General features: G+C 50.6%; 19 protein-coding genes. 8 read left to right on the forward strand and 11 right to left on the reverse strand.

Annotation, left to right across the window (positions count from 1 at the left end; all coding sequences use genetic code 11):
- Window positions 1-261 precede the first annotated feature (261 nt).
- The gene (gene fusA, locus M2404_RS07840; RefSeq protein WP_405047778.1) at window positions 262-2,367 is read left to right on the forward strand and encodes an elongation factor G; all 2,106 of its coding nucleotides are present in this window, start codon (window positions 262-264) and stop codon (window positions 2,365-2,367) included.
- 94 nt (window positions 2,368-2,461) lie between these two features.
- On the opposite strand, the gene M2404_RS07845 is transcribed toward fusA, so the two are convergent.
- From M2404_RS07845 to M2404_RS07860, 4 genes are all read right to left on the reverse strand, one after another.
- Entirely contained in the window at window positions 2,462-3,220 is a 759-nt protein-coding gene (locus tag M2404_RS07845) for a 3-keto-disaccharide hydrolase (RefSeq protein ID WP_259239172.1), read from the reverse strand.
- 53 nt (window positions 3,221-3,273) lie between these two features.
- Window positions 3,274-3,825: a gluconate 2-dehydrogenase subunit 3 family protein gene (locus M2404_RS07850; RefSeq protein WP_259239173.1), complete on the reverse strand. Its 552-nt coding sequence runs from the start codon at window positions 3,823-3,825 to the stop codon at window positions 3,274-3,276.
- 1 nt (window position 3,826) lies between these two features.
- The gene (locus M2404_RS07855; RefSeq protein WP_259239174.1) at window positions 3,827-5,518 is read right to left on the reverse strand and encodes a GMC oxidoreductase; all 1,692 of its coding nucleotides are present in this window, start codon (window positions 5,516-5,518) and stop codon (window positions 3,827-3,829) included.
- 100 nt (window positions 5,519-5,618) lie between these two features.
- The gene (locus tag M2404_RS07860; protein ID WP_259239175.1) at window positions 5,619-6,518 is read right to left on the reverse strand and encodes a hydroxypyruvate isomerase family protein; all 900 of its coding nucleotides are present in this window, start codon (window positions 6,516-6,518) and stop codon (window positions 5,619-5,621) included.
- A gap of 375 nt (window positions 6,519-6,893) precedes the next feature.
- Between M2404_RS07860 and M2404_RS07865 the strand changes: the two genes are divergently transcribed.
- The 6 genes from M2404_RS07865 to M2404_RS07890 all read left to right on the forward strand — a co-directional run bounded on the left by M2404_RS07865 (window position 6,894) and on the right by M2404_RS07890 (window position 14,812).
- The gene (locus M2404_RS07865) at window positions 6,894-7,907 is read left to right on the forward strand and encodes a LacI family DNA-binding transcriptional regulator (RefSeq protein WP_259239176.1); all 1,014 of its coding nucleotides are present in this window, start codon (window positions 6,894-6,896) and stop codon (window positions 7,905-7,907) included.
- A gap of 24 nt (window positions 7,908-7,931) precedes the next feature.
- Window positions 7,932-8,828, forward strand: coding sequence for a sugar phosphate isomerase/epimerase family protein (locus tag M2404_RS07870; RefSeq protein WP_259239177.1), 897 nt, complete (start codon window positions 7,932-7,934; stop codon window positions 8,826-8,828).
- A gap of 178 nt (window positions 8,829-9,006) precedes the next feature.
- Window positions 9,007-10,464, forward strand: a complete 1,458-nt coding sequence (locus M2404_RS07875; protein ID WP_259239178.1) for a circularly permuted type 2 ATP-grasp protein — start codon at window positions 9,007-9,009, stop codon at window positions 10,462-10,464.
- A gap of 3 nt (window positions 10,465-10,467) precedes the next feature.
- Window positions 10,468-11,436, forward strand: coding sequence for an alpha-E domain-containing protein (locus M2404_RS07880; RefSeq protein ID WP_259239179.1), 969 nt, complete (start codon window positions 10,468-10,470; stop codon window positions 11,434-11,436).
- Between the two features lie 35 nt (window positions 11,437-11,471).
- Window positions 11,472-13,931 carry a circularly permuted type 2 ATP-grasp protein gene (locus tag M2404_RS07885; RefSeq protein WP_259239320.1) on the forward strand — a complete coding sequence of 820 codons (2,460 nt, stop codon included), beginning with the start codon at window positions 11,472-11,474 and terminating at the stop codon, window positions 13,929-13,931.
- On the forward strand, window positions 13,931-14,812 hold the full coding sequence (locus tag M2404_RS07890) for a transglutaminase family protein (RefSeq protein WP_259239180.1): 882 nt from the start codon (window positions 13,931-13,933) through the stop codon (window positions 14,810-14,812). Before M2404_RS07885 ends, M2404_RS07890 begins: the two co-directional genes overlap by 1 nt.
- 2 nt (window positions 14,813-14,814) lie before the next feature.
- On the opposite strand, the gene M2404_RS07895 is transcribed toward M2404_RS07890, so the two are convergent.
- Genes M2404_RS07895 through coxB form a run of 4 tightly spaced genes read right to left on the reverse strand, consistent with a single transcriptional unit; the run spans window position 14,815 to window position 19,223 of the window.
- Window positions 14,815-15,642 (reverse strand): cytochrome c oxidase assembly protein, encoded by an 828-nt coding sequence (locus M2404_RS07895; protein WP_259239181.1) that lies wholly within the window; start codon window positions 15,640-15,642, stop codon window positions 14,815-14,817.
- On the reverse strand, window positions 15,633-15,995 hold the full coding sequence (locus M2404_RS07900) for a hypothetical protein (protein ID WP_259239182.1): 363 nt from the start codon (window positions 15,993-15,995) through the stop codon (window positions 15,633-15,635). Before M2404_RS07900 ends, M2404_RS07895 begins: the two co-directional genes overlap by 10 nt.
- Window positions 15,992-18,514, reverse strand: a complete 2,523-nt coding sequence (ctaD, locus tag M2404_RS07905) for a cytochrome c oxidase subunit I (protein ID WP_259239183.1) — start codon at window positions 18,512-18,514, stop codon at window positions 15,992-15,994. The genes M2404_RS07900 and ctaD overlap by 4 nt, the downstream gene beginning before the upstream one ends.
- Entirely contained in the window at window positions 18,507-19,223 is a 717-nt protein-coding gene (gene coxB / locus M2404_RS07910) for a cytochrome c oxidase subunit II (protein ID WP_259239184.1), read from the reverse strand. The genes ctaD and coxB overlap by 8 nt, the downstream gene beginning before the upstream one ends.
- Before the next feature lie 12 nt (window positions 19,224-19,235).
- On the opposite strand from coxB, the gene M2404_RS07915 reads away from it, so the two are divergent.
- The gene (locus tag M2404_RS07915; protein WP_259239185.1) at window positions 19,236-19,715 is read left to right on the forward strand and encodes a DUF2231 domain-containing protein; all 480 of its coding nucleotides are present in this window, start codon (window positions 19,236-19,238) and stop codon (window positions 19,713-19,715) included.
- Window positions 19,716-19,732: 17 nt separating this feature from the next.
- Here the strand turns inward: M2404_RS07915 and M2404_RS07920 are convergent, their stop codons facing one another.
- The 3 genes from M2404_RS07920 to M2404_RS07930 all read right to left on the reverse strand — a co-directional run bounded on the left by M2404_RS07920 (window position 19,733) and on the right by M2404_RS07930 (window position 24,055).
- Window positions 19,733-20,167 (reverse strand): CopD family protein, encoded by a 435-nt coding sequence (locus tag M2404_RS07920; protein ID WP_259239186.1) that lies wholly within the window; start codon window positions 20,165-20,167, stop codon window positions 19,733-19,735.
- Window positions 20,168-20,311: 144 nt separating this feature from the next.
- Window positions 20,312-22,234 carry a methyl-accepting chemotaxis protein gene (locus tag M2404_RS07925; RefSeq protein ID WP_259239187.1) on the reverse strand — a complete coding sequence of 641 codons (1,923 nt, stop codon included), beginning with the start codon at window positions 22,232-22,234 and terminating at the stop codon, window positions 20,312-20,314.
- A 30-nt stretch (window positions 22,235-22,264) separates the two neighbouring features.
- Window positions 22,265-24,055, reverse strand: coding sequence for a M14 family metallopeptidase (locus M2404_RS07930; protein ID WP_259239188.1), 1,791 nt, complete (start codon window positions 24,053-24,055; stop codon window positions 22,265-22,267).

Here is a 24,055-nt window from a genome sequence, read left to right on the forward strand (position 1 = left end):
ATAAAGCTTTAGCGCCGCTGCAAGCCCTTTTAGCGGCTAATAGCTGGCAGTTGATACTAAACAACTGATACTAAGCAAACGTTAGTGCGCACTGCAACATTAACTGGCAGCTAACTGGTATAAATAAACTGGCTTGCAGCGGCTGTATGGCTGCTTTGACAGCGTGGATAAAAAATTAGCCACCGTGCACATTTTTTTTCCTGCAAAACGTTTTGAAATCCTGTATATTACCGCACTATTTTCAAACCCTAGCTTATTGAGATTACTATGTCAGCAGATTTATCCTTATATAGAAACATTGGTATCTTCGCCCACGTTGATGCCGGCAAAACCACTACTACCGAGCGTATCCTGAAACTGACCGGTAAGATCCATAAGTTAGGTGAAGTTCACGAAGGTGAATCTACTACCGACTTTATGGAACAGGAAGCCGAGCGTGGTATTACTATCCAGTCAGCAGCGGTAAGCTGTTTCTGGAAAGGTCACCGCTTTAACGTTATCGATACACCTGGCCACGTTGACTTCACCGTTGAAGTTTACCGTTCACTGAAAGTATTAGACGGCGGTATCGGTGTATTCTGTGGTTCTGGTGGTGTTGAGCCGCAATCAGAAACCAACTGGCGCTATGCTAACGACGCTGAAGTATCACGTCTGATCTTCGTTAACAAGCTGGACCGTATCGGTGCTGACTTTATCCGCGTTACTGAACAGGTTAAAAAAGTACTGGGTGCTAACCCGCTGATCATGGTGTTACCAATCGGCCGTGAAGACACGTTCAAAGGTGTGGTAGACCTGTTAACGCAAAAAGCCTATGTGTGGGATGATTCTGGCTTACCAGAAAACTACACTGTTACCGATATCCCTGCCGATATGGCCGATGACGTTGAAATGTACCGTCAGCAACTGATCGAAACTGCAGTTGAACAAGACGACGACCTGCTGATGGCGTACATGGAAGGTGAAGAGCCTTCAATCGAAGATATCAAGCGTTGTATCCGCAAAGGTACCCGTGACCTGGCATTCTTCCCAACATTCTGTGGTTCTGCCTTTAAAAACAAAGGTATGCAGTTAGTTCTGGATGCGGTTGTTGATTATCTGCCAAGCCCGACTGAAGTTATTCCTCAGCCACTGACTGACGAAGAAGGTAACGAAACCGGCCAGAGCGCTATCGTTTCTGCTGATGAGCCATTCCGCGCGTTAGCATTCAAAATCATGGATGACCGTTTCGGCGCCCTGACCTTTATCCGTATCTATTCTGGTGTACTGAACAAGGGTGACACCATCCTGAACTCGTTCACCGGCAAAACCGAGCGTATCGGCCGTATGGTTGAAATGCACGCGAATGACCGTACCGACCTGACTACCGCTCAGGCTGGTGACATCATCGCGCTGGTTGGCTTGAAAAACAACACCCAGACTGGTCACACTCTGTGTGATCCGAAAAACCCATGTACATTAGAACCAATGGTATTCCCGGAGCCGGTAATCTCTATCTCTGTTACGCCTAAAGATAAAGGCTCAGTAGAGAAAATGAGTATCGCTATCGGTAAAATGGTTGCTGAAGATCCAACTTTCCGTGTTGAAACCGATCCGGACTCAGGTGAAACCATCCTGAAAGGTATGGGTGAATTGCACCTGGATATCAAAGTAGACATCTTAAAACGTACTTACGGTGTTGAATTAGTTGTAGGCCAGCCACAGGTTGCTTACCGCGAAACTATTACCCGTGAAGTTGAAGACAGCTACACCCACAAGAAGCAATCTGGTGGTTCTGGTCAGTACGGTAAAATCGACTACCGCATTCGTCCGGGCGAGCAAAACTCAGGCTTCAAGTTCACCTCTACCGTTGTTGGTGGTAGCGTACCAAAAGAGTTTATGCCTGCTATCGAGAAAGGCTTCGAGTCTATGATGTCAACCGGTACTCTGGCTGGCTTCCCGGTATTAGACGTAGAAGTTGAAGTATTCGACGGTGGTTTCCACGCTGTTGACTCATCAGCTATCGCGTTCGAAATCGCTGCTAAAGGCGCGTTCCGTCAAACTATGCCAAAAGCTGGCGCACAGCTGCTTGAGCCAATCATGAAAGTTGACGTGTTTACACCAGAAGATCACGTAGGTGATGTTATCGGTGACTTAAACCGTCGTCGCGGCATGATCTCTGGCCAGGAAGCCGGTGTAACAGGCGTTCGTATTAAAGGTGATGTACCACTGTCTGAGATGTTTGGTTATATCTCTACACTGCGTACTATGACTTCTGGCCGTGGTCAGTTCTCTATGGAGTTCTCGCACTATTCACCGTGCCCGACTAACGTAGCAGATGCTGTTATCGCCAAAGAAAAAGAAAAGAAAGCTGCTGCTTCTAAAAACTAAGCAGTAAGCAGGTTGTAAAAAGCCCCGCGGTGCAAACCAGCGGGGCTTTTTTATTGGCGCTATCAGCTTAATTAAAAGCTAAGTTGGTAATTTGTCAGAGCTTTCTCAGCCAGATATTACGAAAACTTACGTTATCACCGTGATCCTGTAATTTCAGTGGCAGGCAATCATGAGCTTTTACCTGCGGCTGGCCTATCCATTCTGTGGTACCGCTAATTTCGGTATGGTTTTGCACTAACACGCCATTGTGCAGCACGGTAACATAGCCCGGCGATACACGTTGTTCACCATCAAAGCGTGGCGCGGTGTAAATAATATCGTAATGCTGCCACTCACCTGTTGGCCGTGTGGCATTAACCAGCGGTATAGTTTGTTTATATACGGCACCGGCCTGGCCATTCGGGTAGGTGTTATTCTGGTAGGAGTCTAAAATCTGAATTTCATACATTTCCTGCAAAAAAATGCCGCTGTTGTTACGCAGCTGGCCTTCTTTATCCATCCGGTCATTGCCAACCCGCCATTCCAGGTGTAACTGAATATCACAGAACGCGGCTTTAGTGCGGATGTCGCCGGTACCCGGTTTAACCGTTAATACACCGTCTGCCATAGCCCACTGTGCTTTAGCACCGGTATTAACCGATTGCCACTGCGATAAGTCTTGATCCAACAACTGTATTGCATCAGACGGTGCCTGGCCTTCGGCTGCGGTAACAACGGGCGGTACCGGTGCCCAAACTTCGGTTTTAGCCGCCAGTGCATGGCGCTGCGCATCAGTGAGCTTGCTGAGATCTGTGTCTGCAATAGCAGTTGTGGTTAAAGCTAACGCTGCACCGAACAGTAAATAATTCATCATTAACACCTTAAAAAAGGCGGCCACAGCCGCCTGTAAACATACAAAGGAATAGCTCAGGTTGCCCAGGCACGATCGCCTTTTTTATACGGCAAATTACCATCGTAACGGCCCGGAATGGCAACATAGCGCAGTACTTCTGTAGCCCCTACTTTCGAGGTGAAAAACACCATTAACGTCAGCTGTTTTATCAGGGTAAAATAGTGCGGTAACGGGTTATTTATACTTTGCTTTGCCTGCTGATCCAGCGCTGACAGTAACTGATGTTTTTGCGCAGCGCTCAGCTGCATAAAGTCTTTGCCAAACTGCTGTTTTGCCAAATTTTTTATTGTTTTTAAGCCATCAAAAAATACCGTCTGGTATTTCAGCTCGTAGCAATCTGCTACCATCACTGCCATCATGGCACCACAAGTTGCATCTTTAGCGCCGGGCGTAGTGGTTTTGGGCAAAATGGTTTCGGCAATTTCATCCATAAAAGCAATATCAGCCGCTGTAAACAGTGCTGCACCAGCATCGGCTGATTTTGCCCCGGCCGCCCATAAATTACCACCTACCATCGCCATGCCGGTAGCGGCTGCAATCATTTTTAACAGATCACGCCTGTCCATATTACAGCTCTCCTTTTTTCAGCGCGTCTACGGCATAAGCCGCTGCACGGGCCGTTAGTGCCATATAGGTTAACGACGGATTGACACAGGAGGCTGACGTCATACAGGCACCATCAGTGATAAATACGTTAGGCGCATCCCATACCTGATTAAAGCCATTCAGCACAGAGGTTTTTGGGTCGCGCCCCATACGGGCGGTGCCCATTTCATGGATCCCCTTACCCGGATGGCATTCTCCGTTAAAGCCTCTGACGTTTTTAGCTCCGCCCGCTTCAAGAATATCAATAGCGTCCTGCATCATATCTTTACGCATGTTAATTTCGTTGGCTTTAAGCTCTGCGTCCATCGCCAGTACCGGTAAACCCCATTTATCTTTAACGGAGCGGTCTAATGAAATTTTATTGCTGTGATCCGGTAAAATTTCACCAAAACCACTCATGCCAATAGTCCAGGGGCCCGGCTCTGCCAATGCGTTTTTTAAATCGGCACCAATGCCTACCTCAGCAACGTTTCGTTGCCAACCCTGGCGGCTGGCCGCGCCCTGATAACCAAAACCGCGCAAATAATCACGTTTATCGCCGCCCCAGTTACGAAAACGTGGAATATAAAAACCGGTAGGACGACGGCCAAAATAGTATTTGTCGTCAAAGCCTTCTATTTCGCCATAAGCCCCGGCGTTTAAGTGGTGGTCCATCACATTGTGCCCCAGCTCACCGCTGCTGCTGCCCAGGCCATCTTGCCAGATATCGGTGGCAGAATTCATCAGCACCCAGGTAGAGTTAAACGCAGATGCATTTAAAAATACAATTTTACTGGTAAATTCATAGGTTTGATTGGTTTCGCTGTCCAGCACCTCAACACCACGGGCGCGTTTTTTATCTTTGTCGTATAGCACCCGGGTAACAATAGAGAACGGCCGCACGGTTAAATTGCCGGTTTTCAGCGCTACAGGCAATGTAGATGACTGAGTACTGAAGTAAGCGCCAAACGGGCAACCCAGCCAGCATTTATTGCGGTACTGGCAATTAACCCGGTTTTGTTCCGGTTTGGGCTGTGAAATATTAGCGGTACGGCCACAGATCAAATGCCGGTTGCCATCAAAAGCTTTTTTCAGCCGTTCTGCTACCGATTGCTCTACTATATTAAGCGGAAAAGCCGGCAGATACTGGCCGTCTGGCAATACATCCAGGCCATCGCGGTTACCGGAGATACCGGCAAAACGTTCAACGTAGTCGTACCAGGGGGCGATGTCGGCATAGCGGATTGGCCAGTCTACCGATATGCCTTCGCGTAAATTAGCTTCAAAATCCACTTCGTTTAAACGGTAGCTCTGGCGCCCCCACAACAACGAGCGCCCGCCCATATGGTAGCCACGAAACCAGTCAAAACGTTTTATTTCGACATAGGGCGAATCCTGATCGCTGGCCCACATGCCGTAGGTGCTTTCATTTAACGGATAATCCCGCTTCAGCACCGGGTGCAGGGCTTTCATTTTCTCTGTTGGTCTGTCGCGGTGCGGAAAGTCCCACGCTTCTTTATGGGCGTTGGTGTAACCTTTAATATGCTCAATATCGCGGCCGCGTTCCAATAATAATACTTTCAGGCCTTTTTCGGTCAGCTCTTTGGCGGCCCAGCCGCCGCTGATACCGGAGCCAACCACTATGGCGTCGTAATAATTTTGCGCAACTGTCATGCTGTTGCCCCCTGTTGAAACCTCATCCCCTGATTTACGTCAGAGACAAAGTACTATTTTCATTATAATTAGTAAAACGGTCTGGCCGTTTTGTCCCGGTTTAAACATCACAAATAGCAATAGCCTGGGCCAGCGACTGTACTCTGCCGGCTTTGGTTTTTGCTGTGGGTATAAATTCCTGCGCCAGGTAGCCGGTAAAGCCGGTGTCACGGATTGCTTTAGCTATGGCGGCATAGTTCAGTTCCTGCGTATCATCAATTTCATGGCGCCCCGGTACGCCCGCAGTGTGATAGTGGCCAAAATACTGATGGTTATTGTTAATGGTACGGATAATGTCACCTTCCATGATTTGCATATGATAGATGTCGTACAACAGCTTAAAATTATCTGAGTTTAGCCGTTTACACAGTTCAATAGCCCAGGCTGAGCTGTCTGCCAGATAATCCGGATGATCCACCTTGCTGTTAAACAGCTCCATTTGCAGCACCACGCCGCGTTTTTCTGCCTGTGGCAGTATTTGTTTTAACCCCTGCACCGCATGTTGTAATGCGGTTTCTCTGTCCATGCCGCGGGCATTGCCGCTAAAACAGATCAAGTTTTTGTAACCTGCCTCTGCCACTAAATCTATATGCTTTAAGTAACGCTCTGTTAGCTGAGGATGAAATTTTGGATCTGACCAGCCATCTTCCAGATTCAGCTCTGCCCCGTTACACATAGAGCTGTCAACGCCATGCTTTTTTAATACCGGCCAATCTTGCGGCCCGACTAAATCTATTGCAGTAAAGCCTAACGATTTAACCAGCAGACACAGCTCTTCTATTGATAAATCACCGTATGTCCAGCGGCTGACCGAATGGCGGATATTGCCTTTAAGTGTGCCGCTAACCGGCGCAGCCTGCACCGCACTGCTTAACAACACACCTGAAGCCAATACCGAAGCGCCGAGTGCACCGGTGGCCAGTTGTTTTAACAGTTCGCGGCGGGCTAATTGCTGTTTCATGGCGCTGATCCTCTGCTTAACGCGGCTTGGCTGATTTTTAAAGGCGCTGATCAGAAACTGACCTTAGTGCAAAACTAAAGCACCAGCAAAATGTAACGGATTACATTTTACTGCGTCAATATAAAATCTGTTATTCACCGCAAAAACTGCACTTTAATTGCGCAACACCGCAAAAGCCCCTACCAAAAAAGAGCAAAAGCACTAAAACAGTTGGCCATTTTTTTACCGGTATCAGCTTCACTTTTGTAACAAATTACCTTATAAATGATATCGGTTACATTAATATAAGCTGACAAGCGCCCCTAAAGGGGTAGGTGCACACCGTTGAATATCCAGATAAGATCCGGGATACATTAATAAGATGAAAAATTATCCATGTCCAATATTCGTGATGTAGCACAATTGGCTGGAGTGTCGGTGGCCACAGTGTCCCGTGCTTTGCAGCAACCTGATTTAGTGTCATTAAAAACCCGCACTAAAGTGCTGTCTGCCGTAAAGCAGCTGGGTTACAAACCTAACCTGATGGCAGTACGCTTTCGCTCTGGTAAAACCCGTAATCTGGTGGTGCTGGTGCCCACTGTTGCCAACGTATTTTTTGCCCGGGTGATCAGCGGCATGCAGCAAGCTGCACATGACAAAGGTTATTCATTATTGTTATGCAACACTCTGGCAGATGAAGCCATGGAGCAAAGCTATGCCCGTATGGTACATACCTCACAGGCCGATGGTTTAATTCAGTTACGGGCGCACAACCCTTTTGCCCAGCTGGAAATGAAAACCGGCAGCGTACTGCCTATGGTAAATGCCTGTGAAGTGCTGGACCGTATAGCCTGCCCTACCGTGCTGTTAGATAACCGCTCAGCCGCCTGCGCGATGACGGAACATTTACTGCAACTGGGCCACAAACGTATTGCGATGATTAAAGGCCCGGCGCGCAGCCCGCTTACCCGCGACCGGGTAGCCGGATACCGTGATGCATTAGACGCCGCCGGCGTCGAGTTTGATGAAAGCCTGTTATATCCGGGCGATTTTACTTTGCAATCAGGCCATAAAGCCGCTAGCGAATTATTGGCTTTAGCCAAGCCCCCTACCGCGATATTTTGTGAAAACGATGAAATGGCGATAGGCGCAATACAGGGCATCAAACAGGCAGGGCTGAGTGTGCCCGGCGATGTTTCGGTAGCAGGTTTTGATGATATTTCTTTTGCAGCTTTCAGCGACCCTCCGCTAACGACGATAGCCCAGCCTGCAGAAGAGTTTGGCAGCACGGCTGTAAGCCTGTTAATTGATTTACTTGACGGCCGTTTGGGTAAAGCGCCTAAAGTTATTTTACCTTTTGATCTTATTCAGCGCGACAGCACAGGCCCTGCTCCGGCAGGTTCAGGCTGACGTTAACCAGAGCAGGAGTATCTGATGTCATACGACAATTCGACCGTTAGGCAACAACCGGAACTGCCGGATAAGCAAAGACGACAATTTTTGCAACTCGGCGCCCTGGGTTTAGGTGTTGCCGGTTTAGGTATGACAGGTTTAACGTCGTTGCCGTTAGCAGCCACAACCCCAGCCACTAAAGTTGTACCAGGTTTGCAGCTGTATACGCTACGCGATCTGATGGCACAAAGTGTTGCCGATACGTTAAAGCTGGTGGCCGGTGTCGGTTATACCGAGGTTGAATTTGCCGGTTATTTTGACCAGACGGCAAAGCAGCTAAAAAATATTATTGACAGTGAGGGCCTGAGCGCACCGTCATGTCATCAGCCGTTAGAAGCACTGCAACAAAACCTGGATGGCGTGATAGAGCAAGCCTTGGTAATGGGCCACCAGTATCTGGTATTGCCTTATCTGCATGAAGAACAGCGGCAAACATTAGATCAATACAAAGCCCTGGCAGAGTTTCTGAACCAGGCAGGCGAGCGTATAAAAGCCGCCGGGCTGCAACTGGCTTATCATAATCATGAGTTTGAATTTATTCAGTTATCCGGTGCTATGCCTTACGATGTGCTGCTGAATGAAACCGACAGCAAGCTGGTGCAAATGGAGCTGGATTTATACTGGGTGATTAAAGCCGGGCTAAACCCGCTGGATTATATTGCTAAGCACCCGGGCCGTTTTCCGCTGTGGCATGTTAAAGATATGGACAGCAACGGCGACTTCGCTGACGTAGGCAAAGGCGTTATTGATTTTAAACCTATTTTTGCCAAAGCCAGCCAGGCCGGTTTAAAGCATGCCTATGTTGAACGCGATCATACAGACAACAAAATTGAAACCATACGCCAGGGTTTTAGCAGTTTAAGTTCGTTACTGGCCTGAACCTTTGTTTTGAGCCGTTAACCCAAGGTAGTACAATTTAAAAAGCCACAAGCCCCGCCGGTACAAACCAGCGGGGCTTTTTTCTGCACTTTTTAACCGGATCATGCAGTGGCATAACCTTTGCTCTGTATCTGTTATAAGCAGCATTCTGTCTGCTGTGCGGTGCAAGGAGTGGCTGATGAGTGTAAAAAGCTTTACCCGCGGTGGTTACCCGTTAACCGAAAACTGTTTTGATGAGCTGGTTAGCAGCGATGGCAGCATCAGGCCGGTGGCTGCCGCCATTGCCCGCTTTATTGATAAACATGGTGCCACTGAACTGTGCCAACGACAAGATCAGTTAAATCAAACCATTAGCGATATGGGCGTATGCTTTACGCTATACAGCGACGGCGATAATATTGACCGGGCCTGGCCGCTGGATGTTATGCCGCGCACCATACCCAGCACCGAATGGCAGAACACCAGCACGGGGTTAAAACAGCGTTTAACCGCACTAAACCTGTTTATTGACGACTTATACAACAAACAAAGCATCCTGAAAGACGGTGTAATACCGGCCGATTTAGTACTGCAATCGCGTAATTACCTTGCACCATGTCAGGGCATTTCGCCCCGTTTTGGCGTGTGGGCTAATATTTGCGGCACCGATTTAGTTCGTGATGACCATGGCCGCTTTCTGGTGCTGGAAGATAACCTGCGGGTGCCGTCCGGTGTGTCTTACATGCTGGAAAACCGTACCGTAATGAAACGGGTGTTTCCGGAGCTGTTTGCTGAATCAACCATTTATCCGGTAGACGATTACCCACACCAGCTGTGGCGTATGCTGGCCTCTCTGTCGCCGCGCCACAGCGATGTCCCCTGCATAGTGCTGCTAACGCCGGGCATCTATAACTCAGCCTATTTTGAACACAGCTTTCTGGCACAGCAAACCGGCATTGAGCTGGTAGAGAACACCGATTTATTTGTAGAAGATGACATTGTCTATTTAAAGAAACTGCACGGCAAACAGCGGGTTGATGTAATTTACCGCCGCGTCGATGATGTTTTTATTGACCCTCTGGCATTTCGGCCCGACTCAGTGCTGGGCATTGCCGGCCTGATTAAAGCCTGGGCCAAAGGTAATGTATCTATTGCCAACGCCCCCGGCTCTGGTGTGGCAGATGACAAAGTAATTTACGCCTATGTACCACAGATTATTCAGTATTATCTGGGCGAAGCACCGCTGATTGATAATGTTGAAACCTTTTTATGTCTGGACCCGAAGCAAAAAAGCTATGTGCTGGCAAACCTGGACAAGCTGGTAGTAAAACCGGCTAATGAATCAGGTGGTTACGGTATTTTAATTGGCCCGCGCTCTACTCTGGCAGAGCAACAGCACATGGCCGAAGCCATTAAAGCCAACCCGCGTAACTTTATTGCCCAGCCCACGCTTAACCTGTCTACCGCGCCTACGCTGTGCGATGGTGCGCTGGAGCCACGCCATCTGGATTTACGGCCGTTTATTCTGCAGGGTAAAGAGCTGTACTGCACTACCGGCGGTTTAAGCCGGGTAGCCTTGAAACGCGGCTCGCTGGTGGTAAATTCGTCACAGGGTGGCGGCAGTAAAGACACCTGGATTATCAATGATGAGGTATAAACCATGCTACTGAAATCTGTAGATAATATGTTCTGGCTTGGCCGCTATCTGGAGCGGCTGGACGACACCGCCCGGCTGGTTAACGCCACCAGCCATCTGTTGATTGACAGCCATAAAGACACCCAGTTCAGCTGGCCGGTCTTACTGGATGTCATGGGGCTGGATAGCAAAACCGCACTGGCAAACTATCAGTTGCCACCAGGCGCCACACCCGAGCAAGCCAGCATAGAATATGCTGTTATGGCGCACTTGATCAGCAACAGTGCCAGCACGGTATCAATACGACACACCTGCAGCCAGCTTAAGTACAATGCACGTACTATCCGCCAGCTTATTCCGCGCGATATGTGGGAAGAACTGAATAAACTCGATATATTTCTGCAGCAGCACTGCCAGCAACCAGGCGGGCGGCAGCAGCGTTATAACCTGATGACTGAAGTCAGCCGCCGCTGCCAGATGGTGGTAGGAGTACTGGATGGCGTAATGCTGCGCAGCGACGCCTTTGACCTGTTTAATATTGGCCGCCATTTAGAGCGCGCCGATATGACAACCCGTATTATGGATGTAATGGTGCTACAACAGCTGCAACCTACGCAAATTAAACGGCCTAAGTTTCGCTGGACCTCTATTCTGAATGCCCTTGGCGGTATAGAGTCGTACCATTATTATCTGGCGCACCAAAGCGGTGATGTCGATGCCATTGATTATCTGCTGACCTACACCGATTTTCCACGTTCTATCGCCTATTGTTTAAACCGTGTTGCTGCATCGGCCAAAGGCTTGCCGCACAGCATCAGCATTTTGCAACAGGTGCATCAGCTGCAGGCCCTGCTTAAAACAGAGCCACTAACCGAGTTATCGACAGAGCAGTTGCATCAGCTGATTGATCATATTCAGGCCGGTATTATTAACCTGCATAAAGTCATTGCTACCCCGGCAGAAAATCCTGGCAGAGCCCAGCTTTCGGCCTGATTAACCCGCACAGGAGCAGTATATAAGTGAGCGTTATGCCACAGCCAATCCACGAGCAACAACACTGGCATGACTTGCCGCAATGGCGCCAGTTACTGTTTTGGTGGCAGCGCCAACCGGCACAACGCCTGCAACAGCTGTATAACGAATTACAGCACCAGTTGCGGGAAAACGGTGCAACCTTCGATCCCTGGCACCAGCAACAGCGCCAGCTGGATTTAATGCCCTGGCTGATTAGTGAAACCCAGTGGCAGCAACTTGAAGCTGGTATTGCCCAGCGCCATCAGTTGTTAAATGCCATTCTGCACGATTTATACGGCCCGCAGCAGTTGTTACAGCAACAGATCATTCCGCCTGATGTGATTTTTTTAAATAAAGACTACCTGCTGCCCTGCTCCGGTTTACTTGATACAGCCACCTGGCTGCCAATGCTGGCCACCGATATAGGCCGTAACAGCAACGGCCAGTTCTGTGCCTACAGCGACAATACCCAGCTACCGGCCGGTTTAGGTTATGTGCTGGAACACCGGCTGGCATTTAACAACACCACCACTGAGCTCAACTCAGAGGTTAAAAAAAGCCAGCTGGCAGGTTTTTTCCGTCAGATGCAACAGTTGCTGCAACATGGCCACGGCAATGGCAGCGAGCATAAACTGGCTGGCTTACTCACCCACAACCAGCGTGACGCAGCTTATTTTGAGCATGCCTTTTTAGCCAACTATCTTGATATTGCGCTGGTACAGGGTGCAGATCTGATGTTTAAAGACAGCAGGCTATGGCTAAAAACCCTCAGTGGCCTGCAGCCACTGCAAAGCCTGCTGCGCTACTTACCGGACAACAGCTGTGATCCGCTGGAGTTAGAGCCCGGCAGCAGTGGCAGCGCCGGCTTATTGCAGAGTATCCGGCAAAAGCAGTTATTATGTGTTAACCCACCCGGCAGTGCCCTGCTCGACTCCGGCGCGTTACTGCCGTTTTTAGCGCAGTGCTGTGAATTTTTGCTGCAGCAACCCTTATTGCTACCAACCGTACCGGCACTGTGGTGCGGTAACGCCAGCCAGTTGGCCCAGATACAAAGCGACAGCCACAACTATTGCCTGCAGCACCTGCTAAGCGCACAACAATGGCAGTTGGCCGGGCTGACAGCAACTGAGCAGACAGCCTTATGGCAACAGGTAGCCCGGCAACCCGCCGCCTATATTGCCCGCCAGTTGCTGCCGTTAAGCCAGTTGCCCTGTTGCGATAAAAACGGCGAATTACAGCCACGCTCAGGCGCACTGCGTGTTTTCAGCCTGCTGACTGATCGCGACGTCGGCCAGGCTGAAGTTACAGTGATGCCAGGCGCGCTTGGCCGGGTAAGTACAGACAGCCATAAGCTGCAACATGCTGACAGAGCCGGTTTCAGCGCAGGCTTTACCGCCAAAGACGTGTGGGTGCTGGCCAATAAAGCTCAGGCAGTCAGCTTGCTAAAAAGTGCCAAACACCAGGTTACGTTGTCGCGTCAATCCGGTTTATTACCCAGCCGGGTGGCCGACCATTTGTTCTGGCTGGGCCGTTATAATGAGCGACTTAACCTGATTTGCCGTGCCCTGCGTGCCGCACTGACACTACTAAATAACAATAATACCGGCGATAACACCCGGCAGGATGCGCGCTGCCTGCTGAGTTTTTGTTTACACGCCAACAGCAGCTCGGACGACAGCGCCGGATACGCTTTACCGGGCCTGCAACCGGCACTGGATCAACTGTTCAGCGCAGACAACCCCACCGGCGTAGTGGGAATAATGAAAAACCTGCTGTACAACGCCCAGTCGGTTCGCGAATACTTTGGTGAAGATACCTGGTATGTACTGGATAAACTGCAAAATGCTATCTACCGGTGGCCGACACAGCCGCAGTGGCAACAACCGGCAACCTTGCTGCGTACGCTGGACGAAATAGTCCTGCTACAAACCGCTATCTACGGCCTGAACAACGAAACCATGAGCCGTACCCAAACACTGCGCTTTATGGATCTCGGGCAACATTTAGAACGGGCCCAGCAAAGCTGTAGCCTGCTGCAGGCGGTGTTTGCCAACACACCACCAACCGATGAGTTGATGGAAGCCCTGCTGCGCCTGGCCGATACATTAATGACCTACCGGCGGCGTTACCATACAGAGCTACACCCGTTAGCCATTATGGACTTGCTGCTACTGGACGACAGCACGCCGCGTTCAGTCAGCTATCAGTGTGCCCGTTTACTGCGCCAGACTGAAAAGCTACCGGCGCTGCATAATGACAACAAGCTGAGTCGTGAGCAGCGCCTGGCGATGGAACTGGTGACACTACTACAACAAATTGACCTGCAACAGCTGTTTGACGCACAGCAGCATGCCCTGCCCGGCCTGAGTTTACAGTTGCACCAACTGCAACAAACGCTGCGCCAGCTGTCAGACAGTGTAACCTTGTCTTACTTTAATCATGCTGATTTAAGCAGCCAGTGGCAGAGTTTTTAATGAAATATCAGCTGATCCACCAAACCGAATACCGTTACGCCCAGCCAGTGGCTAACAGCTACAACCTGGCCTGGTTAACCCCCCGTCAGTTGCCGTACCAACAGGTAGAATACAGCAGTGTAAGCGTAAACCCGGCACCGTCATTGATACAGCAACGCAGCGACAGCTTTGGCAATACCCAACACTTTATTCATGTACAGCCACCACACAAACAACTCAGCGTAACCTCCCGCAGCACACTGCAGGTTATGCCGCGGCACAATGTTTTAAAAATACGCGATGCCACCGACAGCAGCGGGCTTTTTGCCCACTTGCGCCAGCATACCGATGCAATAACCCTGGACGCTTTGTTGTGTCAGCATGCCAGCCGGATGATCCCACTGCTGCCCGCTGCTAAGTCGGTAATCATGCCATTAATGCAACCGGGCCAGAATATACTGCAACTGGCACAGGCCCTGAACCAACTGATATTTACCGAGTTTAAGTACGATCCGGAATTCAGCACGGTAGTGACGCCCTTATCTGAAGTGTTAGCGCATAAAAGAGGCGTCTGTCAGGATTTTGCCCAACTGGCAATCAGTTGCCTGCGCAGTGTGGGTATACCGGCACGTTACGTTAGTGGCTATCTGCAAACCCGGCCGCCGGAGGGGCAACCGCGCTTAGTCGGTGCCGATGCCTCACATGCCTGGTTTGCCGTATTTGAGCCCACGCTGGGCTGGATAGACTTTGATCCAACCAATAATATTCTGGCCGACGAGCAACACCTGACACTGGCCTGGGGCCGCGATTACGCCGATGTAGTACCGCTAAAAGGTATACTGCACGGCAATGGCGGGCATCAGCTTAGCGTAGCGGTAGATGTAGTACCGCTGGCTGAATAAGCTCAGCCAGCATCATTATTGGCCGCCACACTGCGCAACCAGCGGTAACCCAGCCAGGCCGCAGCCAGTATATAAGGCAATGCACCGGGCACCCACATTAGCAACCCGGCCAGTTGCTGATCACTGAGTTCATGTGTCGGGTAATACAATAAGCTGTCAGCAAAGGTCAGGATTGCACCAAGAAAGCCGGTATGCATCAGCGTAAACAACAGCGCCAGCAACGCCCAGAAACGGTTACGCTCGCTGCATTGCAACACCGCCCACCACAACATCGCAGCAGTAAACATAAAGCAAATATGCTCAACCAGATGCCACCACGGATGCTCCAGCGCCAGCACATAAAAGTGCGGTGTATGCCAAAACCAGACAACGGCAGCATGTAAATAAGCCAGACCAAGCGGATAATGGCTTAGCTTTAGCAAAGGCTGCCAGGCTATCCGGCCCCAACGGCCGGTAATAGCTGCAAACTGGGCCAACGGCTGGCTTAGCGCCCACAGTGGTGCAATTACCACCATAAACAGCATATGCTGCACCATATGGGCGCTGGCGCTGATTTCTGCCCAGTCGTCCAGCGGGCCCGTTACAGCAACAGCACACAAAATACAGCCAGAATGAAACAGCATACCCTGCCACAATGATGGCTGGCGTTTTACACTACCAAGCAGATACAACAGCCAGAATACCGCTAGTAACAGTATTGCAATCAGCGCAGCCCAAAATGATTCACCGTCATGCTGCAGTATACTGTGCGCCTGTACCGGCAAGCTCAGGCTGCAGCCTGCTAACAGCCACACCCAACGGCGGCAATATAAGCGCAATTTCATATACATGGCGCTAATACCAGCACAGGTAAACCGCCAAGCAGCGTTGCCAGCGCTGCCATTACATACAACACCGTGCTGACATAACCGACAAAGCGTAGTGTACGGTTGCCGTGCGGCACACTGCGGCAATAACGCCAGCCGCGCCAGGCCATTAGCAATAACAGTGTTATAACAGCTGATGTTAACCCCCAAAGCATATAATTCAGCCAGTTGGCAGCACCATCTTGTGGCGCAGGTGCGGCAAACTGACACACCACAGATAACCCGGCGTACATAGCAATAAACCAGATACTCCAGATACTAAACCCCAGTACCAGTTGGGCCGGGTGGCCAGGTTTACACCAGCGCCGCCAGCTCATAACACCTGCCCCCAGCCAAGCGGTAAAATAAAAAACGAGACAATACTCAGCCAGTAAACACCAAGGTAATAAAACCACAGCGGCTTAACTACCTGCGGCTCGTACGGCCTGTGCTTGCTGACATAACCCCGCCCTACCCTGAGCGCCTGCAGCAAGGTGAGTAGCACCGCCAGGCCGGCATGGCCAAGTAGATACAATAGAATAACCATGATCACCGCATCATGCGCGCTACTGGTATAGGCCAGGGGCGCCATGATAAATAAGCTCAGCAACAGTATAAAATGCGCGCTGCCGGTTAAAACACACCACCATAACTGCCGCTGCAACTGGCTGTCCTGGCCATCTGCCAATTTCGTGCTCAACCGGTTAAATTGCCATAGTGCAATAGTTGCCAGAGCGCCGCACAGCAGCAACAGTGTTACCGGCAGTGGCCCTTCTGCGGGTGCTGACCACTGCGGCGCTGCTGTCCACAGGTAAAACCAGCCAAACAGTAATGCCATAAACAGCGCGCCATTTGCCAGTAAGGTTACTACCATACCCCAGCGGCCGGGGCCGTCGGTGCTCTGATACTCTAATGGCAAAGCCAGCTCAGCATCGCTAGGCGATGCGACGGGTTGCAGGTTAGCACCGTTGTGCCAGCTCCAGCACAGCAGCAATACCAGCGCAACGATAGCGGCAAGCAATGCCAGCGGATACCAGCGGCATAGCAAGCTGATACAAACAAACGCCAGCGCCAGCGCACTGTACAACGGCCACCACGAGTTACCGGGCAAATGCAGTGTTTGCTGTACACGGGCACTTACCGCCGACGTGCCCCAGTTTTCGCGACGGCCGCTGGTGGTGCCGATCATACCGCCTTCCCCGGCAGCAATACGTTGTGGTAACGCCGGGTCGTGCCACAATGGCTGGCGGCTGGTAACGATCGGCAACGACGCAAAGTTATACTGCGCCGGTGGCATATCCAGTGCCCATTCCAGCGTATCGGCCTGCCAGGGGTTAGCGCTGGCGCGCTTGCCAAACCAAAAATGCAGCAGTAAATCCAGCAACACCATGGCCACACCAATTGCCATAATAAAGCTGCCAACAGACGACAGCAGATTAAGCCAGTCCCAGCCCAACCCGGCTTCATAGGTATAAACCCGCCGCGGCATACCCAGCAAGCCGGTCAGATGCATCAGCAAAAATGTCAGGTTAAAACCGCCGAATGTCAGCCAAAAGCCCCAGCGGCCAATCTTCTCAGACGGCATCCGGCCAGACACTAAAGGTAACCAGTAATACAAACCGGCAATCAGCGGGAAAAACATACCTCCCACCAGTACATAGTGCATATGTGCCACCACAAAATGGGTGTCGTGTACCTGCCAGTTAAAGGGTACCAGCGCCAGCATTACACCGGTCAGACCACCACAAACAAAAATCAACAGAAAGCCACAGATCCACAGCATCGGCAGCCGGAACACCACCTTGCCGTACCACAGCGTTGCCAGCCAGGCAAATACCTGAATAGCGGTAGGCACCGCTACCAGCATACTGGCAACAGAAAAAAAGGCCTGCGCCAGCTGCGGAATACCTACCGTAAACATATGGTGTACCCAAAGGCCAAAACTGATAAAGCCGGTGAGAATGATGCCGATTACCACCCAGCGATAACCGACAATTGGCCTGCCACTGAACACCGGGATCAAAGTTGAGACAATACCGGCCGCTGGCAGGAAAATGATATACACCTCAGGGTGGCCGAACAGCCAGAACAAGTGCTGCCACAACAGCGGATCGCCGCCCGCAGCCACGGTAAAAAACGGCATACCGGCAGCTCGTTCCAGCTCCAGCAGAATACTGGCAAGAATAAGTGGCGGAAAACCAAACACAATCATCAGCGCCATCACCAGAATATACCAGCAAAACAGCGGCATCCGGCTTAGTGTCATGCCTTTGGCCCGGCTGCACAAAATAGACACTGTCAGTTCAATACCGGCCGCCATGGCAGAAATTTCGACAAAAGTAATACCCAACAACCAGAAATCTGAGCCCGGCCCCGGTGAAAATTCGCTGCTGCTAAGCGGCGTATACATAAACCAGCCAGACGCCGGCGCAATACCCAATAGCAGGCTAAACATAATAATAATGCCGCCAAACAAGTAGCAGTAGTAACCCAGCGCACTGATACGCGGGAACAATAAATCCCTGCTGCCGGTCATTTTCGGGATCAGATATATAGCTAACCCTTCCAGTACCGGTATAGCAAATAAGAACATCATTACGCTGCCATGCATGCTAAACAGCTGGCCGTAAGTATCAGCACTAAGGATACTTTGTTCCGGTAAGGCTAACTGCGTGCGGAGCAACATTGCCAGTACACCGCCGATCAGAAAAAACACCATGCCGGTAACCATAAAACGCAGGCCAATGGTGCTGTGATTTACTGCCGCTAGGCTGCCCCAGCCGGGCAAATTAGCCCAGATCTGCGCCAGTTTCTTAATGTCAGCCGCCATTGGTGTAGCTTTGTTCGCGTCAGTCATCAGTGCTGTGCTCCTTTAGCCAGGTGGCAAATGCCGCTTGCTCATGTGCTATAACACTAAACTGCATATGCGCATGGCCCAGCCCACAATATTCAGTGCACTGGCCGCGGTAAGTACCCGCTTCCGACGCTTCAAGCCGCAGTACATTAGTACGCCCCGGCAGCATATCCAGCTTTACTCCCAGCCTTGGCACCCAAAAGGAGTGGATCACATCGGCGCTGGTTAGTTGCAGGTACACCGGGGTATTAACCGGAATATGCAGCTCATCAGTCAGTTCAATGGCATGCCCGGGATAATAAACCTGCCAGTACCACTGATGGCCGGTTACTTCGATTTTTAGCGCGTTGTCGTCAGCCAGCGGTAACATACGCTGGCCAACCGGAATGCCAATAAGCAACAGTGCCATAATGCTTAGCAGCGGCAACGCCAGCCCGCCCCAGCACAGCCAGGCATTTGGCCGCACAGACGGGCTGTTATCACCCCGGCGTTTTATCGCGTAAAACCACAGTAGCGCTACCAGCAGCAATATCAGCGTGGCAAAACCGAACATGCCCCACCATAACAGCGCCACTTCGGCAGCCGCCGGGCCTTTAGGGTCCAGGCTGGAAAAGGGGCCTGAGCAACCAGTCAGGCTTAATAACAGGCCAGTTGCACCAACAGCTGCTAGACTGGGTTGATGCCGTTTTTGTTTATCAATTTTTAACTTCAACCGAGATGTATTATGTCGATGCAGCCCATCACCAGCCAAATTATGATTTTTGGCCATCCTTTGCACCCTGGTCTTATTCACTTCCCGGTGGCCGCCCTGATTGGGTTGATTGCCACCGATCTGGCCTTTGTGTACAGCAGCGATATGTTCTGGGCCCGGGCTGGCCTGTGGCTGGCCGGGGTTGGTGCAATCGGAGGCTGGATAGCAGGTTTGGCAGGTTTGATGGATTTGCTGCTGGTAAGCCAGATCAGACGGCTGATCACGGCCTGGTGTCATGCCATCCTGGCAGTAATGCTGCTGTCGCTGGCTACGCTGAACTGGCTGTTGCGTCTGCCGGACCCGGCCAGTGTTATTCTGCCTCAGGGGCTGTATTTGTCGGTACTCAGTGGCTTGCTGATCACTGTAACCGGCTATCTTGGTGGCAGACTGGTGTATGAATACGCCGTTGGTGTCAACATCGACGACATGTTGCAACAAGACGCTAAGCCCTGATCCTGCGCCTTGATATGTCAGAGAAACCATAACAGGCTCTCCTGGCTGGGTTTAACCAGCACTATAATAATAATACCCAGCAACAACAGCAAAATAGCGCTAAACAGGATGGTGCATTTTACACCTATGGCCGTCGCATGCTCCCGCTTACGGTATAAAATAAGTAAGCCCGCCAGCACATGGCAAACCACCAGAGTGCTAACCAGCGTAAGCTTTACTAACAACCAGCTGTCAATATTACGGCTAACGGCAAAAATAGCCGTTCCTGACACGATAGCCAGCAGCGCTACCGGGCTGGCCAGACGGGTAAACCATAAACGGTCTATCGTATCGCCAGTACCGGCAGCTTCAGCCAATTGCGTTTGTGAATGGTGGATCAGCAACGGTAAGATCAATAATGCAGCAGCCCAGATCACCAGGGCGCAAATATGTATAAACAACAACCAAACCATCAGCAGGTACCACCGGCATCAGGTTTAATAAAAAAAATCATAAGCGAATTGTTAACTAAGTAGTTTTTAAAGCAACAAAGTTAACCCTAGCAGATTATTTCAAATCTGCCGCTTATTAGCAGACTTTGTCTGCCCAGATAAAATTTATACCCGGTACTCAGACAAAATAGCCACCAGCGTTTCGCATTGCTGCATTAATGCCGTGCTGGTTTGCTGCGCTATTTCAGACTGCTGCGCACTGTCTTGTGCCAACTGCCTAATTTGCCGGGTTTTCTGGTTAATATTTTCTGCTACTGTGCTTTGCTGCTCAGCAGCGCTGGCGATACCGGCATTCTGGCTTTTTATCTGATCTACCGCCGATTGCACAGCATGCAGTGCATTACGCGCACCTTCGGCAAATTTAACGTTATCAGCTACAGTCAGCTTATAGCGGCTGTTAATTTCTTCAACAGAGGCTACACCGCTTTCCAAGCCGGAGATCATCTGTTTTATTTCACCGGTAGAGGCCTGAGTTCTGCCGGCCAGCGACCTGACTTCGTCAGCTACCACGCTAAAACCACGGCCCTGTTCTCCGGCTCTGGCCGCTTCAATAGCTGCATTAAGTGCCAGCAGGTTAGTTTGCTCAGCAATACTGTTAATCACTTCCAGCACTTTGGCAATGTCCTGGCTGGCTTTGGTCAGTGAGTTTATCGCCTGTTCAGACTCTGCCACTGCTCGCATTTGCTGCTGTGAGTTAGCTACCGTGTTTTCAATAACCTCCATAACCTGCTCTGCCAGTGCAGCTACTTCCTGCGTCGCGGTTTCTGCATCCAACGCCCCTGTCGCAACAGCGTGTGAGGTGGTAGTCATTTCTTCTATGGCATTGGCAATAGCGGTGGTGTCATGGGTTTGCTGGGTAATTTTATGCAGTGCCTGTTTAGCAGCCTGCTCCATGGTCACTGCAGAATGCTTAAGCCCGCCCGATACCTGCTGCACATCAACAATAGTGCGCCGCACCCGGTCCAGCAGCGCATCAAAGCCGCTGGCCATAGTACCTATTTCATCTTTACGATCAAAGTTAAGCCGGGCGGTTAGGTCGCCTTCACCTTCAACAATATTGGCCAAAGACGCATTTACTTTATTCAGCGGTTGAATAACCACACGGCGGGTCAGAAAAAACACCAGCGCAATCAGCAAAATGCCAAATATCACCACTAAAGCAATTAGTGAACGCAAGGTTTGCCATACCAGGCTATTTCTTTCGGTTTCGGAATATACCAGGTGTACTTTGTAACCCCACGGGCTAAATTCCAGCGTTTGTTGCTGCCAACCATCGTTTTGCCCGGCCAGAATTTGCTGTACCGCATCCGTGGCAATATTGTCAGAGTTCACCCGTACTTTGCCGCTGCGATCTTCAATAGCTACAAAGCCCTGCGTTAATAACCGGCTTTGCATCACCATGCGGTTTAACGCTTCTAAATCAGCGCGGTAGCCCACGTAGCTGATACCAATCACGTTATTGTTGCCATCTTTTAATGGCTCATAGCCGGTTACAAAAGGGTTGCTTAAAATATCCACCACACCATAAAACGCCGTGCCACGGCGGATAGCAGCAATAGCCAGGCCGTTAGGATCCAGTACAGTGCCTATAGCCCTGTTATTGTTGGTGATTACATTAGTGGAAATGCGCACAAAGTCGTTATTGTCGCGGCTGAATAAAGTGGCCGTGCCACCCATAATAGCGGTAACGGCATCGACCAGTTCAAAACGGTTAGCCTGGCCTGTGCCATTAAATACCAAATCGTTTACGCTGCGCCCCGCGACATCAACCGGCGCACCAACATCTACCGGCCCACTTTCGGCAATACGTTGATTTAACAAGCGCATGCTACTTTTTACCTGTGCCTGCATCAGGTTGTCGGTCAGCGTTAGCAACGCAACAATCTCGCGGCCAAGTTGCTGACGTTCGCGCTCAAGTTGCTCTGTTAGCTTACCGGCTTCACGGCCAGAGATAAGTGCTATAACAATAGCGGCGATAACAACAACCAAGCCAGTCAGCCAGACTATAAAGGTTTTTTGTAATGTCATATTTATCTCTTTACGTGATGTAAGCTGTTATCAGGGTTGTATCAGCACCGGATATTTCAGGTACTGATTGTCGTAAAACGGCATTTGCCGGTAAAACCAGTTGTAGCGCTCGCGCGGGTTATTTTTAAGCTCTTCATTTTTAGCCAGAGCCTGCTCGAACTGTTGCTGCAGTTCAGGTTGCTGTGCCAGCATGCGCTCAATCAATGGCTCTATGGCATAAGGTTCAAAATATTCAGTGCGCTCGAAGATACCGGGGAAAAAGCCCCAGCTAAAGAATGAATCCGGTGCGGCCGGCTCCAGCAAGGCAACAGCCAGGCGGCCTAACGGCTGATCGGTATCTACTTTTACCCAGCCCGCCCCTAGCGTACGGCTGATGTTGCTGCGGCTGAAACTGGCGTCCTGCAACATAAAGCGGCCCTCAAACGGCTTTGCTGCAAATTGGTGTGCCGTAACACTAAGCTGCTGCAGGGTAACTTTTTGTGCTTTATCCAGCACCGTTACGGCAATACCGTGCAGTTTCAGCCGTTCTATCACTGCATGCTGCTCAGGTGGCAGCCAGTAGGCTTTGGGTATGATAATTTCGTTTTCTGCAACCTTATCCCAGTACACCGGCAGTTTTTCATACAGTGTTGGTTGTCCTGTCCAGGCAACATAGCTATCACCGCTGATAGCGGATTGCTTTAACTGATAGCTGATACCTTTAAAGTCAATGTAGTCTGGCTGCTCACTGGCCGTATAGCTAAGCGCCATGCGTCGTGGCCTGGCCTGTATGTCAGCCTGGCGGGCCAGAATAAGCGCCTTACCCTGCTCATTTAACAATTGCAGGCTATGTTCCAGCAGCACATAGGTGCCCAACACCCGCTGGCGGTAAGGTTTTAAGCTGTGGTTTTCTACCAGTACTGTCGGTAAATGGCGTGCATCGCCATAACCGTTAGAATAACGCGGGCTGGCGGTCCAGCCGCTGATCCCTTTGCTGAAGTCTTTACTGTCAATGCCAAACACCAGCGGGCCTGGAATATGCCCGGCTTGCTCCAGCGCATCGTTTACTGCCGGGCGGTATACCCGGGCTAACCAGCTGGCACCATTAGGGCTTAAAGCAGCAAAAGGCTCGTTAAAACCATAGGTAATGTCGTACTGGTAGTCTTCGCCGTCTGTAACATGAATATCAATATACAAATCTGGCTGGTAGCGGTTTATAACTCCCAGCAGTGCCTGCATTTCGGGCGCATCAGCTTTGGCATAATCACGGTTTAAATTCAGGTTTTGTGCGGTAGCGCGCCAGCCTTGCTGTAACGGGCCACGCTGGTTCATCCGGTTATATAACGAGCGCCGTTCATGGCCGTCTGCTGACAATACCGGAATAAATAATAAGTCAGCACCGGCCAGTAAATGGGCTTTATCGCCCTGAGTAATATCGCGCAGTAGCATTAAGCCGGCATCTTTACCATCAATCTCACCGCTGTGAATACCGGCTTGTACCAACAGCAAAGGCCGCTCCGGGTTTTGTGCAATTTTATGTAATGCTTTACTGGCTTTAACCAGATACAAGGGGCGGCCCTGTGCACTCAGGCCAAATTGTTCCAGCTCAAGTAACTCTGAGCTGTCTACCAGTTTACGCAAATAAGCCAGAGTAGCGTTGTAATCAGGGCTGTCAGTCAGCTCTGTCAGTTCGGCGGGGGTAACCCAGGGGGCATTGCGGGTTTTTACTAACGCCTCGCTTTTGCCACTCCAGGCCTGCAGGGGCGGCAACCAGTCTGCTGCCGGTAACTGAAATGGCAGCACTACGCTACCGGCAAGCACTACAGCTAAAAACCTGTTCAT

It is taken from the genome of Rheinheimera pacifica, assembly GCF_024809855.1.
Lineage (GTDB): Bacteria > Pseudomonadota > Gammaproteobacteria > Enterobacterales > Alteromonadaceae > Alishewanella > Alishewanella pacifica_A.

What these genes read in the sequence shown, in the direction of transcription:
- M2404_RS07845 (WP_259239172.1), bottom strand. Translation starts at nt 3,220, where the DNA reads ATGATGAATTATTTACTGTTCGGTGCAGCGTTAGCTTTAACCACAACT.
- M2404_RS07850 (WP_259239173.1), bottom strand. Translation starts at nt 3,825, where the DNA reads ATGGACAGGCGTGATCTGTTAAAAATGATTGCAGCCGCTACCGGCATG.
- M2404_RS07855 (WP_259239174.1), bottom strand. Translation starts at nt 5,518, where the DNA reads ATGACAGTTGCGCAAAATTATTACGACGCCATAGTGGTTGGCTCCGGT.
- M2404_RS07860 (WP_259239175.1), bottom strand. Translation starts at nt 6,518, where the DNA reads ATGAAACAGCAATTAGCCCGCCGCGAACTGTTAAAACAACTGGCCACC.
- M2404_RS07865 (WP_259239176.1), top strand. Translation starts at nt 6,894, where the DNA reads ATGTCCAATATTCGTGATGTAGCACAATTGGCTGGAGTGTCGGTGGCC.
- M2404_RS07870 (WP_259239177.1), top strand. Translation starts at nt 7,932, where the DNA reads ATGTCATACGACAATTCGACCGTTAGGCAACAACCGGAACTGCCGGAT.
- M2404_RS07875 (WP_259239178.1), top strand. Translation starts at nt 9,007, where the DNA reads ATGAGTGTAAAAAGCTTTACCCGCGGTGGTTACCCGTTAACCGAAAAC.
- M2404_RS07880 (WP_259239179.1), top strand. Translation starts at nt 10,468, where the DNA reads ATGCTACTGAAATCTGTAGATAATATGTTCTGGCTTGGCCGCTATCTG.
- M2404_RS07885 (WP_259239320.1), top strand. Translation starts at nt 11,472, where the DNA reads ATGCCACAGCCAATCCACGAGCAACAACACTGGCATGACTTGCCGCAA.
- M2404_RS07890 (WP_259239180.1), top strand. Translation starts at nt 13,931, where the DNA reads ATGAAATATCAGCTGATCCACCAAACCGAATACCGTTACGCCCAGCCA.
- M2404_RS07895 (WP_259239181.1), bottom strand. Translation starts at nt 15,642, where the DNA reads ATGTATATGAAATTGCGCTTATATTGCCGCCGTTGGGTGTGGCTGTTA.
- M2404_RS07900 (WP_259239182.1), bottom strand. Translation starts at nt 15,995, where the DNA reads ATGAGCTGGCGGCGCTGGTGTAAACCTGGCCACCCGGCCCAACTGGTA.
- ctaD (WP_259239183.1), bottom strand. Translation starts at nt 18,514, where the DNA reads ATGACTGACGCGAACAAAGCTACACCAATGGCGGCTGACATTAAGAAA.
- M2404_RS07915 (WP_259239185.1), top strand. Translation starts at nt 19,236, where the DNA reads ATGTCGATGCAGCCCATCACCAGCCAAATTATGATTTTTGGCCATCCT.
- M2404_RS07920 (WP_259239186.1), bottom strand. Translation starts at nt 20,167, where the DNA reads ATGGTTTGGTTGTTGTTTATACATATTTGCGCCCTGGTGATCTGGGCT.
- M2404_RS07925 (WP_259239187.1), bottom strand. Translation starts at nt 22,234, where the DNA reads ATGACATTACAAAAAACCTTTATAGTCTGGCTGACTGGCTTGGTTGTT.
- M2404_RS07930 (WP_259239188.1), bottom strand. Translation starts at nt 24,055, where the DNA reads ATGAACAGGTTTTTAGCTGTAGTGCTTGCCGGTAGCGTAGTGCTGCCA.